The organism is Brevundimonas sp. TWP2-3-4b1 (assembly GCF_049897665.1).
In the GTDB taxonomy this organism is placed as follows: domain Bacteria; phylum Pseudomonadota; class Alphaproteobacteria; order Caulobacterales; family Caulobacteraceae; genus Brevundimonas; species Brevundimonas subvibrioides_B.
Window position 1 is genome coordinate 1 of sequence record NZ_JAFCWQ010000004.1, and the last position, 17906, is coordinate 17906.

General features: G+C 67.4%; 18 protein-coding genes and 1 tRNA gene. 13 read left to right on the forward strand and 6 right to left on the reverse strand.

All coding sequences use genetic code 11. The features are described 5' to 3' along the window. Positions 1-757: 757 nt before the first annotated feature. The 7 genes from ACP7A5_RS04500 (at position 758) to ptsN (ending at position 6259) form a co-directional block, all read left to right on the forward strand. On the forward strand, positions 758-1372 hold the full coding sequence (locus ACP7A5_RS04500) for a ribonuclease D (RefSeq protein ID WP_426040792.1): 615 nt from the start codon (positions 758-760) through the stop codon (positions 1370-1372). After that, complete coding sequence (gene lptC / locus ACP7A5_RS04505; RefSeq protein ID WP_426040793.1) at positions 1369-2025, forward strand: LPS export ABC transporter periplasmic protein LptC; 657 nt, start codon at positions 1369-1371, stop codon at positions 2023-2025. The genes ACP7A5_RS04500 and lptC overlap by 4 nt, the downstream gene beginning before the upstream one ends. A gap of 1 nt (position 2026) precedes the next feature. Beyond that, a complete protein-coding gene (locus tag ACP7A5_RS04510) occupies positions 2027-2518 on the forward strand; it encodes an LptA/OstA family protein (protein ID WP_426040794.1) in 492 nt (163 codons plus the stop codon). Between the two features lie 6 nt (positions 2519-2524). Continuing rightward, a complete protein-coding gene (gene lptB, locus ACP7A5_RS04515) occupies positions 2525-3319 on the forward strand; it encodes an LPS export ABC transporter ATP-binding protein (protein WP_426040795.1) in 795 nt (264 codons plus the stop codon). A 138-nt stretch (positions 3320-3457) separates the two neighbouring features. Further along, the gene (rpoN, locus tag ACP7A5_RS04520) at positions 3458-4960 is read left to right on the forward strand and encodes an RNA polymerase factor sigma-54 (protein ID WP_426040796.1); all 1503 of its coding nucleotides are present in this window, start codon (positions 3458-3460) and stop codon (positions 4958-4960) included. A gap of 74 nt (positions 4961-5034) precedes the next feature. After that, positions 5035-5700 (forward strand): ribosome hibernation-promoting factor, HPF/YfiA family, encoded by a 666-nt coding sequence (gene hpf, locus ACP7A5_RS04525; RefSeq protein ID WP_426040946.1) that lies wholly within the window; start codon positions 5035-5037, stop codon positions 5698-5700. 88 nt (positions 5701-5788) lie between these two features. Further along, on the forward strand, positions 5789-6259 hold the full coding sequence (gene ptsN / locus ACP7A5_RS04530) for a PTS IIA-like nitrogen regulatory protein PtsN (protein ID WP_426040797.1): 471 nt from the start codon (positions 5789-5791) through the stop codon (positions 6257-6259). Between the two features lie 48 nt (positions 6260-6307). On the opposite strand, the gene ACP7A5_RS04535 is transcribed toward ptsN, so the two are convergent. The 4 genes from ACP7A5_RS04535 to ACP7A5_RS04550 all read right to left on the reverse strand — a co-directional run bounded on the left by ACP7A5_RS04535 (position 6308) and on the right by ACP7A5_RS04550 (position 10273). After that, complete coding sequence (locus ACP7A5_RS04535; RefSeq protein WP_426040947.1) at positions 6308-6574, reverse strand: DUF1150 family protein; 267 nt, start codon at positions 6572-6574, stop codon at positions 6308-6310. Positions 6575-6658: 84 nt separating this feature from the next. Continuing rightward, entirely contained in the window at positions 6659-7075 is a 417-nt protein-coding gene (locus tag ACP7A5_RS04540; RefSeq protein WP_425993027.1) for an Hsp20 family protein, read from the reverse strand. Between the two features lie 115 nt (positions 7076-7190). Beyond that, positions 7191-8546: an HlyD family type I secretion periplasmic adaptor subunit gene (locus ACP7A5_RS04545; RefSeq protein ID WP_426040798.1), complete on the reverse strand. Its 1356-nt coding sequence runs from the start codon at positions 8544-8546 to the stop codon at positions 7191-7193. Continuing rightward, entirely contained in the window at positions 8543-10273 is a 1731-nt protein-coding gene (locus ACP7A5_RS04550; protein WP_426040799.1) for a type I secretion system permease/ATPase, read from the reverse strand. The genes ACP7A5_RS04545 and ACP7A5_RS04550 overlap by 4 nt, the downstream gene beginning before the upstream one ends. A gap of 244 nt (positions 10274-10517) precedes the next feature. Between ACP7A5_RS04550 and ACP7A5_RS04555 the strand changes: the two genes are divergently transcribed. Further along, positions 10518-11960 carry an aldehyde dehydrogenase family protein gene (locus ACP7A5_RS04555; protein WP_426040800.1) on the forward strand — a complete coding sequence of 481 codons (1443 nt, stop codon included), beginning with the start codon at positions 10518-10520 and terminating at the stop codon, positions 11958-11960. Between the two features lie 151 nt (positions 11961-12111). Here the strand turns inward: ACP7A5_RS04555 and ACP7A5_RS04560 are convergent. After that, positions 12112-12187: transfer RNA gene (locus ACP7A5_RS04560), tRNA-Ala, on the reverse strand. A 191-nt stretch (positions 12188-12378) separates the two neighbouring features. Continuing rightward, a complete protein-coding gene (locus tag ACP7A5_RS04565; RefSeq protein ID WP_426040801.1) occupies positions 12379-12843 on the reverse strand; it encodes a TIGR02300 family protein in 465 nt (154 codons plus the stop codon). Between the two features lie 133 nt (positions 12844-12976). Between ACP7A5_RS04565 and aroA the strand changes: the two genes are divergently transcribed. The 5 genes from aroA to mscL all read left to right on the forward strand — a co-directional run bounded on the left by aroA (position 12977) and on the right by mscL (position 17904). After that, entirely contained in the window at positions 12977-14293 is a 1317-nt protein-coding gene (gene aroA, locus ACP7A5_RS04570; protein WP_426040802.1) for a 3-phosphoshikimate 1-carboxyvinyltransferase, read from the forward strand. 49 nt (positions 14294-14342) lie between these two features. After that, a complete protein-coding gene (gene cmk, locus ACP7A5_RS04575; RefSeq protein ID WP_426036093.1) occupies positions 14343-14993 on the forward strand; it encodes a (d)CMP kinase in 651 nt (216 codons plus the stop codon). 156 nt (positions 14994-15149) lie between these two features. Next, a complete protein-coding gene (gene rpsA / locus ACP7A5_RS04580; protein ID WP_425991855.1) occupies positions 15150-16853 on the forward strand; it encodes a 30S ribosomal protein S1 in 1704 nt (567 codons plus the stop codon). A gap of 293 nt (positions 16854-17146) precedes the next feature. Next, positions 17147-17437 (forward strand): integration host factor subunit beta, encoded by a 291-nt coding sequence (locus ACP7A5_RS04585; RefSeq protein WP_426036095.1) that lies wholly within the window; start codon positions 17147-17149, stop codon positions 17435-17437. Positions 17438-17484: 47 nt separating this feature from the next. Continuing rightward, entirely contained in the window at positions 17485-17904 is a 420-nt protein-coding gene (mscL, locus tag ACP7A5_RS04590) for a large-conductance mechanosensitive channel protein MscL (protein ID WP_426040803.1), read from the forward strand. Positions 17905-17906 lie beyond the last annotated feature (2 nt).

Below are 17906 nucleotides of genomic sequence, written 5' to 3' on the forward strand. Positions count from 1 at the left end.
GCCTGGCTCAGCGCCAGATCCAGCCAGCCCAAGTCATCGCATGGTCCCTATGGCGAAGAGCACACCAGGCCGTCGCTCGACGGGCCCACCTCCATATGAAAGCGCAACTGTAATGCTAGCGCTCGCGGGCGGAGCGGCGCTTTACATCCAGCGTAGGCGAATGACTGCCTGAGGCCCAGGCCAATACGAAACAGAAGCGGCCTCGCTGGCGACGGCGGGGCCGTTTGCATGTCCGGTTTCCACCCCTAACAGCCCTGCGGAAGGTCTGCTTTTGGCGCTGGCGCAAGAGGATCCTGCTGCCCACTTCGAAAAGGGCGATTTTGTCCCCGTCGCCCTTGAACTCGTCCGGTGCGGATCGCCTGAATGGCCACGCTCAGAGCGCGTGAGCGGCCGTCTCACTTAGGAGCAACTCGACTGCTGGGGGTCATTTTAGGGGTCACAGTCGAATCGAGCTCCTAAGTAAAAGATAAAATACAAGTGCATAAAACACTTTTTAGATGCCTCTCCTGGCACCAGATTCAAACGGCGTCGCATCGCAAGATGCGGCGCCGTTTTTGTTTCTGCCCTCTCCCCTTGCGGGAGAGGGAGGCCGCGCACGGCGGCGTAGCCGTCGTCCTGGCGCGGTCGGGTGAGGGGTGACACCCTGTCTGATGGGCGAGCCGCAAAACCCCTCACCCTTTCGCGCAAGTCCGATCGCGGGGCTCCCGGGCGCTCAAGCCCTCTCCCGCAAGGGGAGAGGGACTGCTAGACCGCGTCCATGACCGTTTATCTGCATGAAGGCGACCTCCCGGACGGCCTGGACCTGGGTCCCGAGGTCGCCGTCGATTCCGAGACCATGGGGCTGCGCTTCCGCCGTGACCCGTTGTGCGTGGTCCAGCTCTCGGCCGGGGACGGCGACGCCCATATCGTGCGGATGAACCGCCCCGGCTACGACTGCCCGAACCTGAAGCGGCTGATGGCCGATCCCGACGTGCTGAAGATCTTCCACTTCGGCCGGTTCGACATCGGCATGGTGGAACTGCACCTCGGGGTCGAGACGCGGCCGGTCTACTGTACCAAGATCGCGTCCAAACTGGCCCGGACCTATACCGACCGGCATGGGTTGAAGGACGTGGCGCGCGAGATGGCGGGCATCGACCTCAGCAAGGCGCAGCAGTCTTCGGACTGGGGCGCGCCCGAGCTGTCGCAGGCCCAGCTGGAATACGCCGCCTCCGACGTCCTGCACCTGCACGTCATCATGCGCCGGCTGGACGAGATGCTGGTCCGCGAAGGCCGGATGGAACTGGCCCAGGCCTGTTTCGACTTCCTGCCGATCCGCGCGCGGCTTGACCTGCGCGGCTGGGACGAGATGGATATCTTCGCGCACACATGACCTTCGACCCCGGCGAGGACAGGAAGCGGGCCGACGAGGCGCGACTGGCCCAGCAGGCCGGTCGCTGGCGCTCGCGCTCCCGCCGGGTTCATCTGTACCGCCGCCTTCTGCCCATACTCATCGTGGTGCTGGCGGGCGGGGCCCTGACCTGGACCGTGTTCCGCACGGTGATGTCGGGGGTCGAACGCGAGGCGAGCCAGTCGAAGGAGATCCGCCTCGACAATCCCATGTTCCACGGCCAGGACGCGGCGGGCCGGTCCTTCATCATCGGCGCCCAGGGTGCGGTGCGCGATCCGGCGACGGGACGATTCCGGCTCAATGGTCCGGTGCTCAGGCTCAACCTCGGCGGCACCAAGGTGACCGAGATGACCGCCGACGCCGGCATCTACAACGAGCAGGCGCGCAGCGTGACGATCGGGCCGAACGTGCGGATTTCCGACGGCGGATCGGGCTTTGTCCTGACGACGCCGGAGGCCGTGGTCGATACGGCGTCGGGCGTGGTGACGGGCGACAAGGGCGTTCAGGGGCGCGGCCCTCTTGGAACCATCTCGGCAACGTCCTATGCCATCTATGAACAGGGCCAACGGGTCGTGTTCAGGGGCTCTGGCGACAACAAGGTGCAGGGGACCATCAACCCCGCTTCCGGTGAATGACATGAAGACCAGCCACCTCATCCTGACCGGCGCGAGCGTCCTGGCCCTCGGCCTGGGCGGTGCAGCGCTGGCGCAAACTCGTTCCAACGTCAGCAACCAGCCGATCGGCTACGGCGCCGATACGGGCGAGTTGACGAATACGGCGGTGTCGTTGCGTGGCCGGGCCGAGATCACGCAAGGCGACACCCGTCTGCGAGCCAACGCCATCCAGGGCGTGCGTGACGCCTCCGGCGGACTGACGCGGATCGAGGCAACCGGCGAGGTCTATTACGTCACGCCCAATGAGACGATCCGGGGGGACCGGGCGATCTACACCGTATCGAACGCCACCGTTGTGGTGACCGGCGACGTCATCCTGACCCAGGGCCAGAACGTCCTGACGGGCGCCAGCCTGAGCTACAACGTCGATACCGGCGAAGCGCGGGTCGCGGGCGGGACGGCGGCCAACGGCGGCCGGGTGCGCGGGGTCTTCTATCCCGAAGGCGCCAACTAGCTCCTGATGGCCCGCAAGGAACTCTCCGCCCTCAATCTCGAAGACCGCGAGGCCGGCAAGGTCGTCGCGCACGAAGCCGCGCCTGAAAAAGGCCTGAGGGTCCGCAACATCGCCAGGGCCTTCGGCGCGCGTCAGGTCGTCTCCGACGTCTCCCTGACGGTGCAGCGCGGCGAGGTCGCGGGTCTGCTGGGCCCCAACGGCGCCGGCAAGACCACCTGCTTCTACATGATCACCGGCCTGATCCCGGCGGACAGCGGCTCCATCTGGCTGGACGGCGAGGACATCACGGCCCAGCCGATGTACCAGCGCGCCCGCATGGGGCTGGGCTATCTGGCGCAGGAGGCCTCGATCTTTCGCGGCATGACGGTCGAGCAGAACGTCATGGCGGTGGTCGAACTGAACGAGACTGGCAAGGCCATCGAGACCGAGACGACCCGCCTGCTGGAAGAACTGCACATCGACCATCTGCGCCATGCGCCGGCGACCGGTCTGTCGGGCGGCGAACGCCGACGCGTCGAGATTGCACGCTCCCTTGCCGGCAAGCCCAGCTTCATGCTGCTGGACGAGCCCTTCGCCGGTATCGATCCCCTGGCCATCGCCGACATCCGCCAGGTCATCGGCTATCTGGCCGGCGAGGGCATCGGGGTTCTGATTACCGATCATAATGTGCGCGAGACGCTCGACATCATCGACCGCGCCTCGATCATCTCGAACGGCTCGGTCCTGTTCGAAGGCACCGCCGACGAGGTCATTCACGACCCCGAGGTGCGCCGCGTCTATCTCGGCGATCTCTACGGCTGACGCGTAACGGCATCGGTTGGATCTGGCCGTGAACCGTCTCCCGCGCATACGCCGGACGTGCGAAAGCCCGCGTTAACCGGTCGCGTTCATCCTGACAGCAAGGTCCGGGCCACAAAGGCTCGCGGGGGGGCGTTCAGGGTGATTGGTCAGAGGCTCGAGGTTCGGCAGGGGCAGGGGCTGGTCATCACGCCCCAGCTGCAGCAGGCGATCAAGCTGCTGCAATTGTCTAACCAGGAGCTGGACGAATACGTCGAGGCCGAGCTCGAAAAGAACCCGCTGCTGCAGCGCGAGGAGCCGGAGGCCGGCGCGGAGGCTGCGCGCGAGGCGCCGACCGATTCCACCGAGCTGAGCTTCTCAGAGGCCGAGGCGTCGGAGCGGTCCTCGACCGTCGATGCGCGCGAGGACGACGTCTATGGCGACGCGACGCCGGGCGAACGCACCTCCGACCGTCTGTCCGACGAGGCGGCCGAACAACCGGGGCTGTCGGACTGGTCGGCAGCGGGCAAGGGCGGGTCGTTCAATGACGGCGACGGGGGCGAACGCCCGGAACGCCACGACCCCACCCTGTGGGAGCATCTGCAGGAGCAGGCGTCCTCGGCCGGGTTCTCGGCCACGGACCACGCCATCGCCCTGTCGCTGATCGACGGCGTCGACGAGGGCGGCTATCTGCGGGGCGAGCTGGCCGAGATCGCCGACCGTCTGGGCTGCGGCCTTGAGCGGGTCGAGGCGGTGCTGTCGGTCTGCCACGGGTTCGAGCCGACGGGAGTCATGGCGCGGTCGGTGCCGGAATGCCTGAAGGTCCAGCTGGTCGAACGGAACCGGTTCGATCCGGCCATGGGCGCCCTGCTCGACAATCTGGACCTGCTGGCCAAACGCGACCTGTCGGCCTTGCGCAGTGTCTGCGGCGTCGATGCCGAGGATCTGTCGGAGATGATCTCCGAGCTGAAGGCCCTCACGCCCCGGCCCGGCGCGGGTTTCGCCGGCGAGATCGCCCAGACGGTGATCCCCGACGTCCATGTCAGGCCCGATCCGGCCGGCGGCTGGCGGGTGGAGCTGAACTCCGACACCCTGCCGCGGCTGCTCGTCGACAAACGCTACCACGCCTCGGTTTCCGCCGGCGCGCGGACCGAGACGGAGAAGACCTTCGTCGCCGACTGCGCGGCCCAGGCCAACTGGCTGGTCAAGTCTCTCGACCAGCGGGCCAGGACCATCCTGAAGGTCGGGTCCGAGATCGTGCGCCAGCAGGATGCCTTCCTCGCCTTCGGCGTGGAGTTCCTGCGCCCCCTGAATTTGAGAACCGTGGCTGACGCCATCGGCATGCATGAATCGACGGTCAGCCGGGTCACCTCGAACAAATACGTCTCGACCCCGCGCGGCGTGTTCGAGCTGAAATTCTTCTTCACTGCCGCGATCCAGGCGACCGACGGGGGCGCCAGCCACTCCGCCGAGGCCGTGCGTCACCGGATCAAGTCGATGATCGACCACGAAGGTCGCGATGGCGACGTTTTGTCCGACGACCGGATCGTGGAGATCCTCAAGGAAGCCGGCATCGACATCGCCCGCCGCACGGTGGCCAAGTACCGGGAAGCGCTCAGAATTCCGTCGTCGGTCGAGCGCCGGCGCATGCTGAAGACGGGCTGACCGAACAACAAAGCGTGACCGTGAAAACGGTGTTCCCGATTGACACTTTTCGCGGTCGGTCGCGTTCTATCCCTATGCAAGTCCAAGTCAGCGGCAAGCAAGTGGATGTCGGCGAAGCGTTAGGCTCGCGCATCTCCCAGGAACTCGAAGACGGAGTCGGAAAATACTTTGATCGCGGCGGCCAGGACGCCGAGGTCGTGGTGTCCAAGGACGGCTACGGCTTCAAGGTGGACTGTTGGGTCCGCCTCGCGTCCGGGCAATCGCTCGTGACCACAGGCTCGGGCGGCGACGCCCATGCGGCCTTCACCGACAGCCTCGAAAAGCTGGAGAAGAGGGTCCGACGCTACAAGCGTCGGCTCAAGGATCACCACATCGGACCCAAGGGCCTGTCACCCGAGAAGACCGAGATGGCCGCCGCCTCGGTGGCGCGCAGCATGGTGCTGCGCAATCCCGACGATGACGTCGAGGATTCCCTGTTCGAAACGGCCGGCGACGACGACGGACCACCGCCCACGGGCATGGTCATCGCCGAAAGCATTTCGGAAATCCGCACCATCACGGTCGGACGGGCGGTGCTGGAACTCGACATGACCGGCTACCCGGTCGTGCTGTTCAAGAACGCGGCGCACGGCGGCCTGTCAGTCGTCTATCGCCGCCCGGACGGCAATGTTGGGTGGATAGACCCTGAACGCACCGCGTCGCTTAATGGACACGGTTCTGTAAACGGTTCTGGCGCATAAGACTTCCCAGGGGCGCGTGAACCGGATAGACGGCGCGCGCCCCCTCAAGGGGGCCTGCCCACAACCTCGAGTATGAGTCGGGACGATCATGGACATTGGTGAACTGCTGATTCGGGACGGAATCGTCCTGAAGAGCGGCGCGTCATCGAAGCGGCAGGCCTTGCATGTGCTGGCCTCCGCTGCGGCCCAGGCCATGGGCCTGGACGAGATTCGCGTCTTCGACGCATTGATGGAGCGCGAGGCGCTGGGCTCGACCGGTCTGGGTTCCGGCGTGGCGGTCCCGCATGCGCGCCTCGCCGGTCTGGACCGCGTCAAGGCGGTGTTCGTGCGCCTGGACACCCCCGTCGCGTATGACTCGGTGGACGATCGCCCGGTCGATCTGATGTTCGCCCTGTTCGCGCCGCCGCGCGACGGCGCTGAACATCTGCGCGCCCTCGCGGCGGTCTCACGGGCGATGCGCTCACCGGAGCTGCGCGAACAACTGCGTCAGGCCCGGACCGAGGACGCGATCCACGCCCTGTTCGTGCGCGACGCCAACGTGCCGGCGACGGCGGCCTGACGTCCAACCGTTCATCCCGGCCTTCGCCGGCGTGCACGGTGATGGCGCCTAGTGCACCGAAACCGGCGCGAATTCGTGCGCCACGGCGGCGGCGAAGGCTGCCTCGCGATCCATCATGACCGCCAGCCGCTCACCGTCCGCACCGTGCACGGCATAGAGGGTTTGATCGGGATCGATGACCAGCCCGCTGGCGTCTTCCAGGGGCGCGTCGGAGATCGCATCCGCCATCACGTCAGCGGCGGTGATCTCGCGCACGTAAACGAGGTCGGGCGCGCCCAGGCCGGCGAAATCCTTGTTGTTCATCATCGGCGTCATAAAGACCGCCTCCTTTTCAATTAGACAACGCCCGGATGCGCTGCGAGTTCGCAGGCGCGTCATGGCGACCGTTTTCGGTTGAGATCAGCCGACGCTGATCGGGATTCGACGGACCGGTTCGACGTTCTCGGGCCGGAGCAGATCGACGTGCAGCAGGCCGTGCTCCAGCCGGGCGCCCTCGACCTCCAGACCGTCGGCGAGGACGAAGCTGCGGACGAAGCCGCGCGCGGCGATGCCGCGATGCAGAAAGGCCTGGTCCGGCGAGGCGCCTTCGCGCTTGCCGGCGATGGTCAGCTGGCGGCCTTCCATGGTGATCGCCAGGTCGTCGGGCGAAAAGCCGGCCACGGCCAGCGAGATGCGCACCGCGTTGTCGCCCCGCTGTTCGACATTGTAGGGCGGATAGCTCTCGGCCGCGGCCTTGGCGGCGCGGTCGATCAGGGCGCGGGTCTGGTCGAAGCCCAGAAGGAAGGGGCTGTCGAACAGCACGGTTCGGGTCGTCATGGTTCAGTCCTCGACAAGCGACTGCGGCCTTGATGCCCCCCGGGATCGGCGAGGCGTCGGCCGTGATCCGATATGGGCAGGCGCGGCAGAGTGAGCAAGTCCACGCGGGATCTGACTACTGTTCCGTACCCGACCGCCACAGGTTCCGGGTCAGGGGCTCGATCAGATAGGACAGGGCGGTGCGCTTGCGCAGCAACACCACGACCTCGACCGGAAAGCCCGGACGAATCTCGCTGGCCGCGCGTCCCAGTCGCTCCATCTCGGCCGGGGGCACGGAAATCTCCGCGCGATAGTGGCGGACGCCGCTCTGTTGGTTGGTGAAGGTGTCGGGCGAGAGCCGGGTGACCCGGCCATGGATGATCGGCGGGTCGCGCTCGCGAAGACCGGGGAACTTGACTTCCGTGTCCAGACCGACACGGACGTTGTCGATGTCGGCTGGATTGATCTCGGCCACGATGACCTGCGCTGCGGCGTCGGGCACGACTTCCATCAGCACCTGGCCGGCCTGGATCACCCCGCCCTGGGTGAAGACGGCCAGGCCCACGACCTCGCCGGTCGCCGGGCTCCGGATCCGGCTGCGCTCGATCTGATCGCGCAACGAGGAAAGCCGCGGCTGGGTCTCGTTCAACTGAACCTCTATGGCGCGCAGCTGATCGGAGACGTCCTCGTTCATGCCGGTGGTGATGGTCAGCATCTGCAGCCGGGTCTCGCCGATCTGCTGCCGGGTGCCGGCGACCTCGGCCCGCAGCGAGCCGAGCTGGCCGTTGAGGCCGGCGGCGTCACGTTCCAGTGCGCGGACGCGGGTCTGGGGCGCATAGCCCTGGGCCGCCAGGGAGCGCAGACCGTCCAGCTCCTCGGCGATCAGCCGGCTCTGTTCGATGTTGGATTCGATCTGGCGCTGATAGCCCTGGATCCGCTCCTCCAGCTGGCCGATGCGCTGGCGCAGCACCCCGACCTCGGTCGAGCGGCCGGCGCTGCGGGCGCCGTACTGCAGCCGTTGCAGGCGCATGGCCTCGTCGGCCAGGGCGCGGTCTTCGGGCGACAGATTGGCGAACTCTGCGGGAACGGGAATGACGGCCAGCTTGTCGCGCTCGGCGATCAGGCGGGCGCGCTGCGCCGCCAGGGCATAGACCTGTCCGGACAGGCCCCGCTCGGCGGCGGTCAGTTCGCCGGTCGACAGTTCGACCAGGACCTGGCCCTGCTGGACCTTGTCGCCCTCGGCGACGTGCAGGGCGGTCACCGTGCCGCCTTCGCGATGCTGGACCGCCTGGCGGTTGCCGGTCACGGCGACCTGACCGGGTGCGTAGGCGCCCGAATCGAGCGGGGCGATGGCCGCCCAGCCCAGGAACAGGACGAAGAAGAGGGCGATGATGACGCCGCCGAGGATCAGTTCGCGACGCGGCGACGCGGTCTGGGGCTCGACGTGGCCGGGCTCCGGGAAGGCTGCCGATGTAGGAGACCGGAGGCTCATCCCGCCTTGACCTCGTGCAGGCCGCCGGGACGCGGACCGCGCAGGCGGGCCAGGACGTCTTCCCTCGGCCCTTCGGCCTGAACCATGCCGTCGCGCAGCGCCAGCAGGCGGTCGGCCCTGGCCAGGACGCCCGCGCGGTGGGCGACCAGGACCACGGCGGCGCCGCGGGAGGCGGCGGCCTCGACGGCGGCGATCAAGGCGTTTTCGCCGTCCTGGTCGACGCTGGCGTTCGGCTCGTCCAGCACCAGCAGAACCGGGTCGCCATAGAGGGCGCGGGCCAGGCCGATGCGTTGGGATTGCCCCGCCGACAGGCCAGATCCCTGCGGTCCCAGAACGGTGTCATAACCATTGGGCAGGCGCTGGATCAGGTCGTGCACGCCGGCCGCCTGGGCCGCGCGGACGGCGGCGGCGTCGACCTCGGCCGACGGATCGGCGAAGCGCGAGATGTTCTCCTTGACCGTGCCCGCAAACAGGGTCGGGCTCTGCGGCAGATAGCCGATGTGGCGGGCGAGGCTGTCGGAGTCGCGCGCGCCATAGTCCGCGCCGTCCAACCGGATCGAGCCGGTATCGGGCGACAGGGCGCCGGCCATGACCCGGGCGAGGGTCGTCTTGCCCGATCCGCTGGCCCCGATGATGCCCAGCACCTGACCCGGTTCGACGGCCACGGTAACAGTGCGAAGCTGGGGGGTCTCCGCGCCCGGCAGACGGACGCCGACCCCTTCAACCGAGACGCGGCCTGTCGGGGCGGGCAGGGCGGTGCGCGGCTGGCCGTGGCCGGCGGTCTTGATGAACAGGTCGATCAGGCTCTTCCAGCTGGTCCGGGCCTGGACCAGGCTCGGCCAGGCCCCGACCAGCTGTTCGATCGGCATGACCGCGCGGCTGAGCAGGACCGAGGATGCGATGATCGCACCGGGCGACATCTGTCCCCTGACCACCAGGAAGGCGGCCAGGCCGAGAGCCGCCGACTGCAGCGCCAGACGCACGAATTTGATCGCACCGGAATAACGGCCGCCCGTCAGCTGGGCCTCGGCCTGGGCGTCGGTGGCGGTGCGGCGCCCCTCCATCTGGCGAGCGATGATGGCGCGGCGCATGCCCATCGCCTGGACCACCTCGGACTCGCCGGACAGGGCCTCCTGGGCGGCGTAGGCGGCGTTGCCGGCGCGACTGGCGCGGCCCAGACGCGGACGGGTGTCGCGCTCGTTCAGCCAGGCCAGGAGCGCGAGCACGATCCCGCCGACCAGGGTCAGCACGCCGATGGACGGGTGCAGCAGGAAACAGCAGGCGAGGTAGATCGGCGTCCACGGCGCGTCGAACAGGGCCAGCGCTCCCTGACCCGACACGGCGCCGCGCAGGGCGTCGAAGTCGCGCAGGGCCTGAACTCCCTGGGTCCGCCCGCCCGCCTCGGTCACCCGCGCCAGGATGGTACCGGCCAGATCGCGATCCAGCTGGATTCCCGCACGGATCAGGATGCGGGTCCGCAACCAGTCCAGCGCCGCCAGCGACCCGAGCGCCAGGACGGCCACGGCGCTGACCAGCACCAGGGTCGTCAGCCCGGCGGTCGGAACCACCCGGTCATAGACCTGCATCATGTAAAGGGTCGGGGTCAGGTAGAGCAGATTGACCAGGGCGCTGAACGCCGCCGCCCCGATGAAATGGACACGGCACTGCCTCAGCGCCGCAAACAGCGGCTCTGAACCGGGACGTTTGCCGAGAAAGGCGTCCAGCACGGGTCGATCGAGCTCCTTGGCCTGCCGCTGCGACCGCGCAATGCCAGTCTGAGCTATAGGGCCTAACGTCCGCACGACAAAGGCGATGCTCCGTGGGGACGAACTTGGTGGACCGGAAAGGCGAAGCGGGCCGACAACCGCGGGCGCGAACTGGAAGACATGCAGGGCTGACCCTGGCTAATCGTCAGACAAATGAAGGGGCGGCGCTCCCCCACCGCCCCGTTTCCACGATAAGGCTGAACCCATGACCGACACCCTGGACCTGTCCCACTGGATCAATGGCGAGAAGGTCAACGCCGACCGGCCGGGCGAAAGCCATAACCCGTCCAACACCAACGAGATCGTCGCCCGGACGCCCAAGGGCGGCGCCGGCGAGGTCGATGCCGCCGTCGCCGCCGCCAAGGCCGCCTTCCCCGGCTGGTCCGAGGCCTCGCCCGAGGTTCGGTCCGACATCCTGGACCGCGCGTCCAACATCCTGATGGATCGTCGCGAACAGGTCGGCCGGTTGCTGTCGCGCGAGGAGGGCAAGACCCTGCCCGAGGGCATAGGCGAGACAGCCCGCGCCGCCCGGATTCTGAGATATTTCGCCGGCGAGGCTCTGCGGGTTCACGGCCAGAACCTGATGTCGGTCCGGCCGGGTGTGGAGATCCAGACCTATCGCCAGGCTGTCGGGGTGTTCGGCCTGATCACCCCGTGGAACTTCCCCATCGCCATCCCGGCCTGGAAGATCGCTCCGGCCATCGCCTTCGGCAACACGGTCGTGATCAAGCCGGCCGGCCCGACGCCTGCGACGGCCGAGGTCCTGATCGCCATCCTGCATGAGGCCGGCCTGCCCAGGGGCGTGGTCAACATGGTCATCGGCGACGGAGCCGTCGGCCGGGCCATCGTGGCGCATCGTGACGTCGACGGCCTCAGCTTCACCGGCTCGCAGACGGTCGGCGCGGGGGTCGGCAAGGGCGCGATGGAGCGCCAGGCGCGGGTGCAGCTCGAGATGGGCGGCAAGAACCCGCTGATCGTGCTCGACGATGCGGATCTGGAGCGCGCCGTGGCCATCGCCCTGGACGGCTCCTTCTTCGCCACGGGCCAGCGCTGCACGGCGTCGAGCCGGTTGATCGTCCAGGACGGCATCCACGACCGATTCGTCGCCGCGCTGGGCGAGAAGGTTCGGGCGCTCAAGGTCGGCGACGCGCTGGATCCGACGACCCAGATCGGGCCGGCCGTGTCCGAGAGCCAGATGCAAATCTCCTACAGGTACATCGACATCGCCCGCTCGGCCGGCGGCCGGATCGTCACCGGCGGCGATCGGCTGAGCCTCGAAAATCCCGGCTGGTACGTTCAGCCGACCCTGATCGCCGACACGGATGCGACGTCCCGGATCAACAACGAGGAGGTCTTCGGCCCCGTCGCCTCGACCATCCGCGTCAAGGATTACGAAGAGGCCCTGGCCATCGCCAACGGTGTCGAGTTCGGCCTGTCGGCGGGGATCGCCACAACCTCGCTGAAATACGCCCGCGACTTCCAGCGTCGGGCCAGGGCGGGGATGGTGATGGTCAACCTGGCCACCGCCGGCGTCGATTATCACGTCGGCTTCGGCGGCTCCAAGAAGTCCAGCTATGGCGCGCGCGAACAGGGCTTCGCTGCGGCCGAGTTCTTCACCCAGCATAAGACCGCCTACAGCTGGAGCTGAACGTGACGGGCGAGCCGGAACTTGTGTGGGACGTCCAGGCCCAGCTGGGGAGGGGCCGGGATGGTGCGCCCGCGAACGCCGACTGTTGTCCCGCCGGGGTTAACCCGAACGAACAAGGGGCTAGCAGTTTCCTGCTAGCCCCTTGGGAAATTGGTGGAGCTTAGCGGAGTCGAACCGCTGACCTCTTGCATGCCATGCAAGCGCTCTACCAGCTGAGCTAAAGCCCCAGACCTCAAGACGCTAGGTCTTTCGGTTGGTCCGCCGGGTCTGGTGTGGCCCCCGGCGAGGCGGCGGAACCTATGTCGGGTCGTTTTTCAGATCAACCCGGTTCCACATTTTATTTTCGACTTTCGCGAAGGCCCGGGGACGGACCGAAATCCGCCCCCGAAATCCTTTGGAAAACAGGCCTCAGGCCGACCTAGTGATCGTCGTCCTTGCTGCCCTTGGCGATGTCGCCGTCGAAGGCGTCGTCGTCTTCGTCCTCGATGAAGGGAACGGAGTCGTCGTCATCGTCGTCGTCGGCCAGGACGTCGTCGTCGCCATCGGTCGTGCCCATGCCGGCTTCTTCGGACGGATCTGCGGTCGTGTCGTCCTCGTCGTTGGGCGTCAGGATCGGCTCGTGGCCTTCCTGGTCGATCTCGGGGGTGACGACTTCCTCTTCTTCATCGTCGTCGTCGGTCGGCTTCTTCTCGACGACCTGATCTTCGGCGTCGTCGGCGGCATAGCCGCCCGGACGGCCGCGACGGCTGCGCAGCTTGATCGCTTCTTCGGGATCGAACTCGTGCTCGCACTTCGGGCAGTGCGCCGGGCGACGGCCCAGGTCGTAGAATTTGGCCTGGCAGTTCGGGCAGACCTGCTTGGCGCCAAGTTTGGGATCGGCCACGGGTGATGGAGACCTTTGGATGGAGGAGGGGATTTCGGCCGCGTCCCTTGCCACCATGGGGGCCCGCTGTCAAAAGCCGTCTTTGGCGTGGCCGTGGTCCGCTCCCTCCCACATTGCATCCTGCGGAGCCTCCGTGGCCTCCAACGCCCCCCATCTGACCGCGCGTCCCGGCCATCCCTTGCTAGGGACCGTGCGCGCCCCCGGCGACAAATCCATCTCTCACCGCTCGATGATCCTGGGCGCCATGGCGACTGGCGTGACCGAGGTCGAGGGCCTGCTGGAAGGCGACGATGTCCTGGCTACGGCGCGGGCCGTCGAAGCCTTCGGCGCGACGGTCGAGCGGCCGGGCGAAGGACGCTGGCGCATCACCGGCCAAGGCGGCTTCCTGACCCCGGCCGGCGTCATCGACTGTGGCAATGCCGGCACCGGCGTGCGGTTGTTGATGGGAGCGGCGGCCGGATATCCGATCGCGGCCACCTTCGACGGCGACGGTTCGCTGCGGTCGCGGCCGATGGGCCGCGTCACCGACCACCTGACCCGGATGGGCGCGCGCTTCTCCTGGAGCGGCAAGCCGGGCCTGTTACCGGCGACCCTGACCGGCGGAACGCTCCACGCCATCGACCACGTCCAGACCGTCGCCTCGGCCCAGGTGAAGTCGGCCATCCTGCTGGCCGGCCTGAACGCGGACGGCGTCACCTCGGTGACCGAGCCGGAGAAGAGCCGCGACCACACCGAGCGGATGCTGCGGGCCTTCGGGGCGACCGTCGATGTCGAGGACAATGCCGAGGGCTGGGTCATTCGTCTCAAAGGCGGCCAGCCCCTGACGGGGACCACCGTCTCCGTGCCGGGCGATCCGTCCTCGGCCGCCTTCCCTTTGGCGGCGGGGCTGATCGTTCCGGGATCGGAAGTGACCGTTAAGGCGGTCATGCTGAACCCGCTCCGCACCGGCCTGTTCGACACCTGGGTCGAGATGGGCGCGGACCTGACCATCGCCAACCGCCGCGTCTCGGGCGGAGAGGAGGTCGGCGACATCACCGCGCGTCACTCTGCGCTGAAGGGCGTCATCGTGCCGGAGAGCCGCGCCGCCTCGATGATCGACGAATATCCGATCCTGGCCGCCACCGCTGCTTTCGCAACGGGCCGGACCGTCATGCGCGGCGTCGGCGAGATGCGGGTCAAGGAAAGCGACCGCATCCGCCTGATGGTCGACGGACTGCGCGCCTGCGGCGTCGCCGTGGAGGAAGAACCCGAGGGTTTCATCGTCGCCGGCGGACCGGCTCCGGGCGGGGCGACGGTCCACACCGCCCACGATCACCGCATCGCCATGAGCCATCTGGTGCTCGGCCTCGCCGCCGCGAACCCCGTCACGGTCGATGAGCCCGACATGATCGCCACCTCCTTCCCCGGCTTTGTCGAGATGATGCAGGGGCTTGGCGGCGACGTCGGGTGACACAGCGTCCACTGGCGTCGAGCGTCGGTCTGTGCTTCGTCACACCGGAATGAGCAATCCGTTCGTCATCGCCGTCGACGGGCCCGCCGCCTCGGGCAAGGGGACGATCGCCTCGCGTCTGGCGCGCGAGTATGGCCTGCCGTTCCTCGACACGGGCCTGCTGTACCGCGCCGTGGGTCTGGACGTGCTGACCGGTGGAGGCGACCTCGGCGACGCCAGGGCGGCGGAGGCCGCAGCCCGCGCCCTCGACGCCGGGCGGCTTTCGGACGATGCGGCCCTGACCAGCGGAGACGCCGGCGAGGCCGCCAGCCGGGTCGCGGGCTTCCCCGGCGTCCGCGCGGCCCTGCTGGATCTGCAACAGGCCTTCGCGCGTCAGGCAGGCGGCGCCGTGCTGGATGGCCGCGACATCGGCACGGTCATCGCCCCGGAAGCCCAGTCCAAACTGTTCGTCACCGCCACGCCCGAAACCCGCGCGCGACGCCGCTGGCTGCAGCTGAACGGTCGCGGCGATCCCATCACCTACGAGGCCATGCTGGCCGATATCCAGCGTCGCGACGAACGCGACGCCGGCCGCGGCTCGGCCCCCATGGTCCAGGCCGGGGACGCGGTCTTGCTGGATACGACCGATATGGATATAGAGGCGGCCTTCGATGCGGCCCGCCGTATCGTCGAGGCGGCGCGAGCGAAACACGGCCTCTAGGCTCGTTTCGCAAATCCAGCGCTCCGTCCTCGGCTTCCGCGGGCGCTCTGGTTCAGCTGAGCCTCGCGTCCCACGACCGACTTCCCATTCCAACTTTCACCTCGCGCGGGGCCGTTCGGTCGCGCGCCACAGCCCTATCGGAAACACCAGAGCTTCATGTCTGATACCCTCAACCCCACCCGCGACGACTTCTCCGCCCTGCTCGACGAGCAGCTGCAAGGCCGCGACCTCGGCGAAGGCCAGGTCGTTCACGGCCGCGTCGTCGGCATCGAAAAAGACATCATCATCATCGACGTCGGTCTGAAGACCGAAGGTCGCATCCCCGCCCGCGAGTTCGGTCAGGGCGAAGGCGCCGTCATCCCCAAGATCGGCGATGACGTCGAGGTCTACCTGGAGCGCGTCGAGAACGCCCTGGGCGAGGCCGTCATCAGCCGCGACAAGGCCCGTCGCGAAGAGGCCTGGACCCGTCTGGAAGTGGTCTTCGCCGAAGGTCACCCGGTCAACGGGGCCATCGTCGGTCGCGTCAAGGGCGGCTTCACCGTCGACCTGGGCGGCGCCTCGGCCTTCCTGCCCGGCTCGCAGGTCGACATCCGCCCGGTGCGCGACGTCGGCCCGCTGATGGGCAAGGAACAGCCGTTCCAGATCCTCAAGATGGACCGCCCGCGCGGCAACATCGTCGTCTCGCGTCGTGCGATCCTGGAAGAAGCCCGCGCCGAACAGCGCACCGAGCTGGTCGGCCAGCTGCAAGAGGGTGAAGTCCGCGACGGCGTCGTCAAGAACATCACCGACTACGGCGCCTTCGTGGACCTGGGTGGCATCGACGGCCTGCTGCACGTCACCGACATGAGCTGGAAGCGCGTCTCCCACCCGTCGCAGGTGCTCGCCGTCGGCGACACCGTCCAGGTCCAGATCGTCAAGATCAACCCGGACACCCAGCGCATCAGCCTCGGCATGAAGCAGCTGCAGTCCGATCCGTGGGACGGCGTCGAAGCCAAATACCCGCCGGGCGCCAAATACACCGGCCGCATTACCAACATCACCGACTACGGCGCGTTTGTTGAGCTGGAAGCCGGCGTCGAGGGCCTGGTCCACGTCTCGGAAATGTCCTGGACCAAGAAGAACGTCCACCCCGGCAAGATCGTCTCGACCTCGCAGGAAGTCGACGTCGTGGTTCTGGATGTCGACGCCTCCAAGCGCCGCATCTCGCTGGGCCTCAAGCAGGCCCAGGACAATCCGTGGGATGCCTTCGTCGCCGCCAACCCGATCGGTTCGACCGTCGAGGGCGAGGTCAAGAACGCCACCGAGTTCGGCCTGTTCATCGGCCTGGACAACGACATCGACGGCATGGTGCACCTGTCCGACCTCGACTGGTCGGTCTCGGGTGAGGAAGCCATCCAGCGCTACCGCAAGGGCGAGATGGTCAAGGCCAAGGTCCTGGACGTCGACGTCGAGAAGGAACGCGTCTCGCTCGGCATCAAGCAGCTGGGCGGCGATCCCGTCGGCGAAGGCGACACCTACAAGAAGGGCCAGACCGTCACCCTGACCGTCACGTCCATCGAGTCGGGCGGCATCGAAGTGAAGTTCGGCGAAGACGACGCGCCGGTCTCCTCCTTCGTGCGCAAGTCGGACATCAGCCGCGACCGCAACGAGCAGCGCCCCGAGCGCTACGCCGTCGGCGACCGCGTCGACGCCCAGATCACGGGCATCGACAAGGCCACGCGCCGTGTCTCGGTCTCGATCAAGGCCCTGGAAATGGCCGACGAGAAGGAAGCCATCGATCAGTTCGGGTCCTCGGACTCGGGCGCCTCGCTGGGCGACATCCTCGGCGCGGCCCTGCGCGAGAAGGCCGGCAAGGAGTAATCCTTCCGATCTGATCGGGCGTCAGGCTCAACAGGAATGAAGGGCGGCCGGAGCGATCCGGCCGCCTTTTTTCGTGCGTGTTCGCGCCGGCCGAAATGCCGTGTCGCAAGCGGTTGCAACGCGATCTGGCGAGGTTGTCCTTGTACGGTTGTCGACTTTTAATGATCTTCCCTGACGGAAACTGACAATCAGGCCTTTTTCGCTCGCCGGGCGAAGGCTAGGGTGTCCCGGCAACCCGATTGAAGTTGCACCCAATTTGCTCGGTGTGAGCAGGAAAGGGCGAGGGCCTGGCGATGATTAAGTCTGAGCTCATCGAGAAGCTGGCGGCTGAGAACACGCATCTGACCCACGCCGAGGTCGAGCGCGTGGTCAATGTCGTGCTCGGACGCATGACCGAGGCCATGGCCGAGGGAGGCCGTGTCGAGCTTCGCGGCTTCGGGGCATTCTCGGTTCGCGCCCGGCCCGCCCGGGCCGGACGCAACCCGCGAACCGGCGAGACCGTGGACGTTCCCGCCAAGTCGGTCCCGTTCTTCAAGAGCGGCAAGGAGCTGCGCGAGCGGCTCAATGCATCCGGGGACGACTGAGCCCGGTCTGTCACGAGCACGCCCGACGAAACTGAAGGGGAGACGCTGTGAGCTTGCTGAGCGAGTTCAAGGAGTTCGCCGCACGCGGCAACGTCATCGACCTGGCGGTCGGCGTCATCATCGGCGCCTCCTTTGGCAAGATCGTCACCAGTCTGGTCGAACAGGTCGTGATGCCCCCGATCGGCCTGTTGCTCGGCCGGGTCGATTTCTCCGAACTGAAATGGGTGCTGGCGCCCGAAAACCCGGCCACGGAAGCGGTCGAGGAGGTCGCCATCCAGTATGGCGCCTTCATCAACACCTTGATCCAGTTCGTGATCGTAGCCTTCGTGGTCTTCCTGGTGGTCAAGGGCATCAACCGGATGCGCCGCGCCGAGGCGGCCGCCCCCGAACCGGCGACGCCGCCCGCCCCGACCCCGACCGAGGCCCTGCTGGCCGAAATCCGAGACGAACTGAAGGCGCGGAAGTAGGT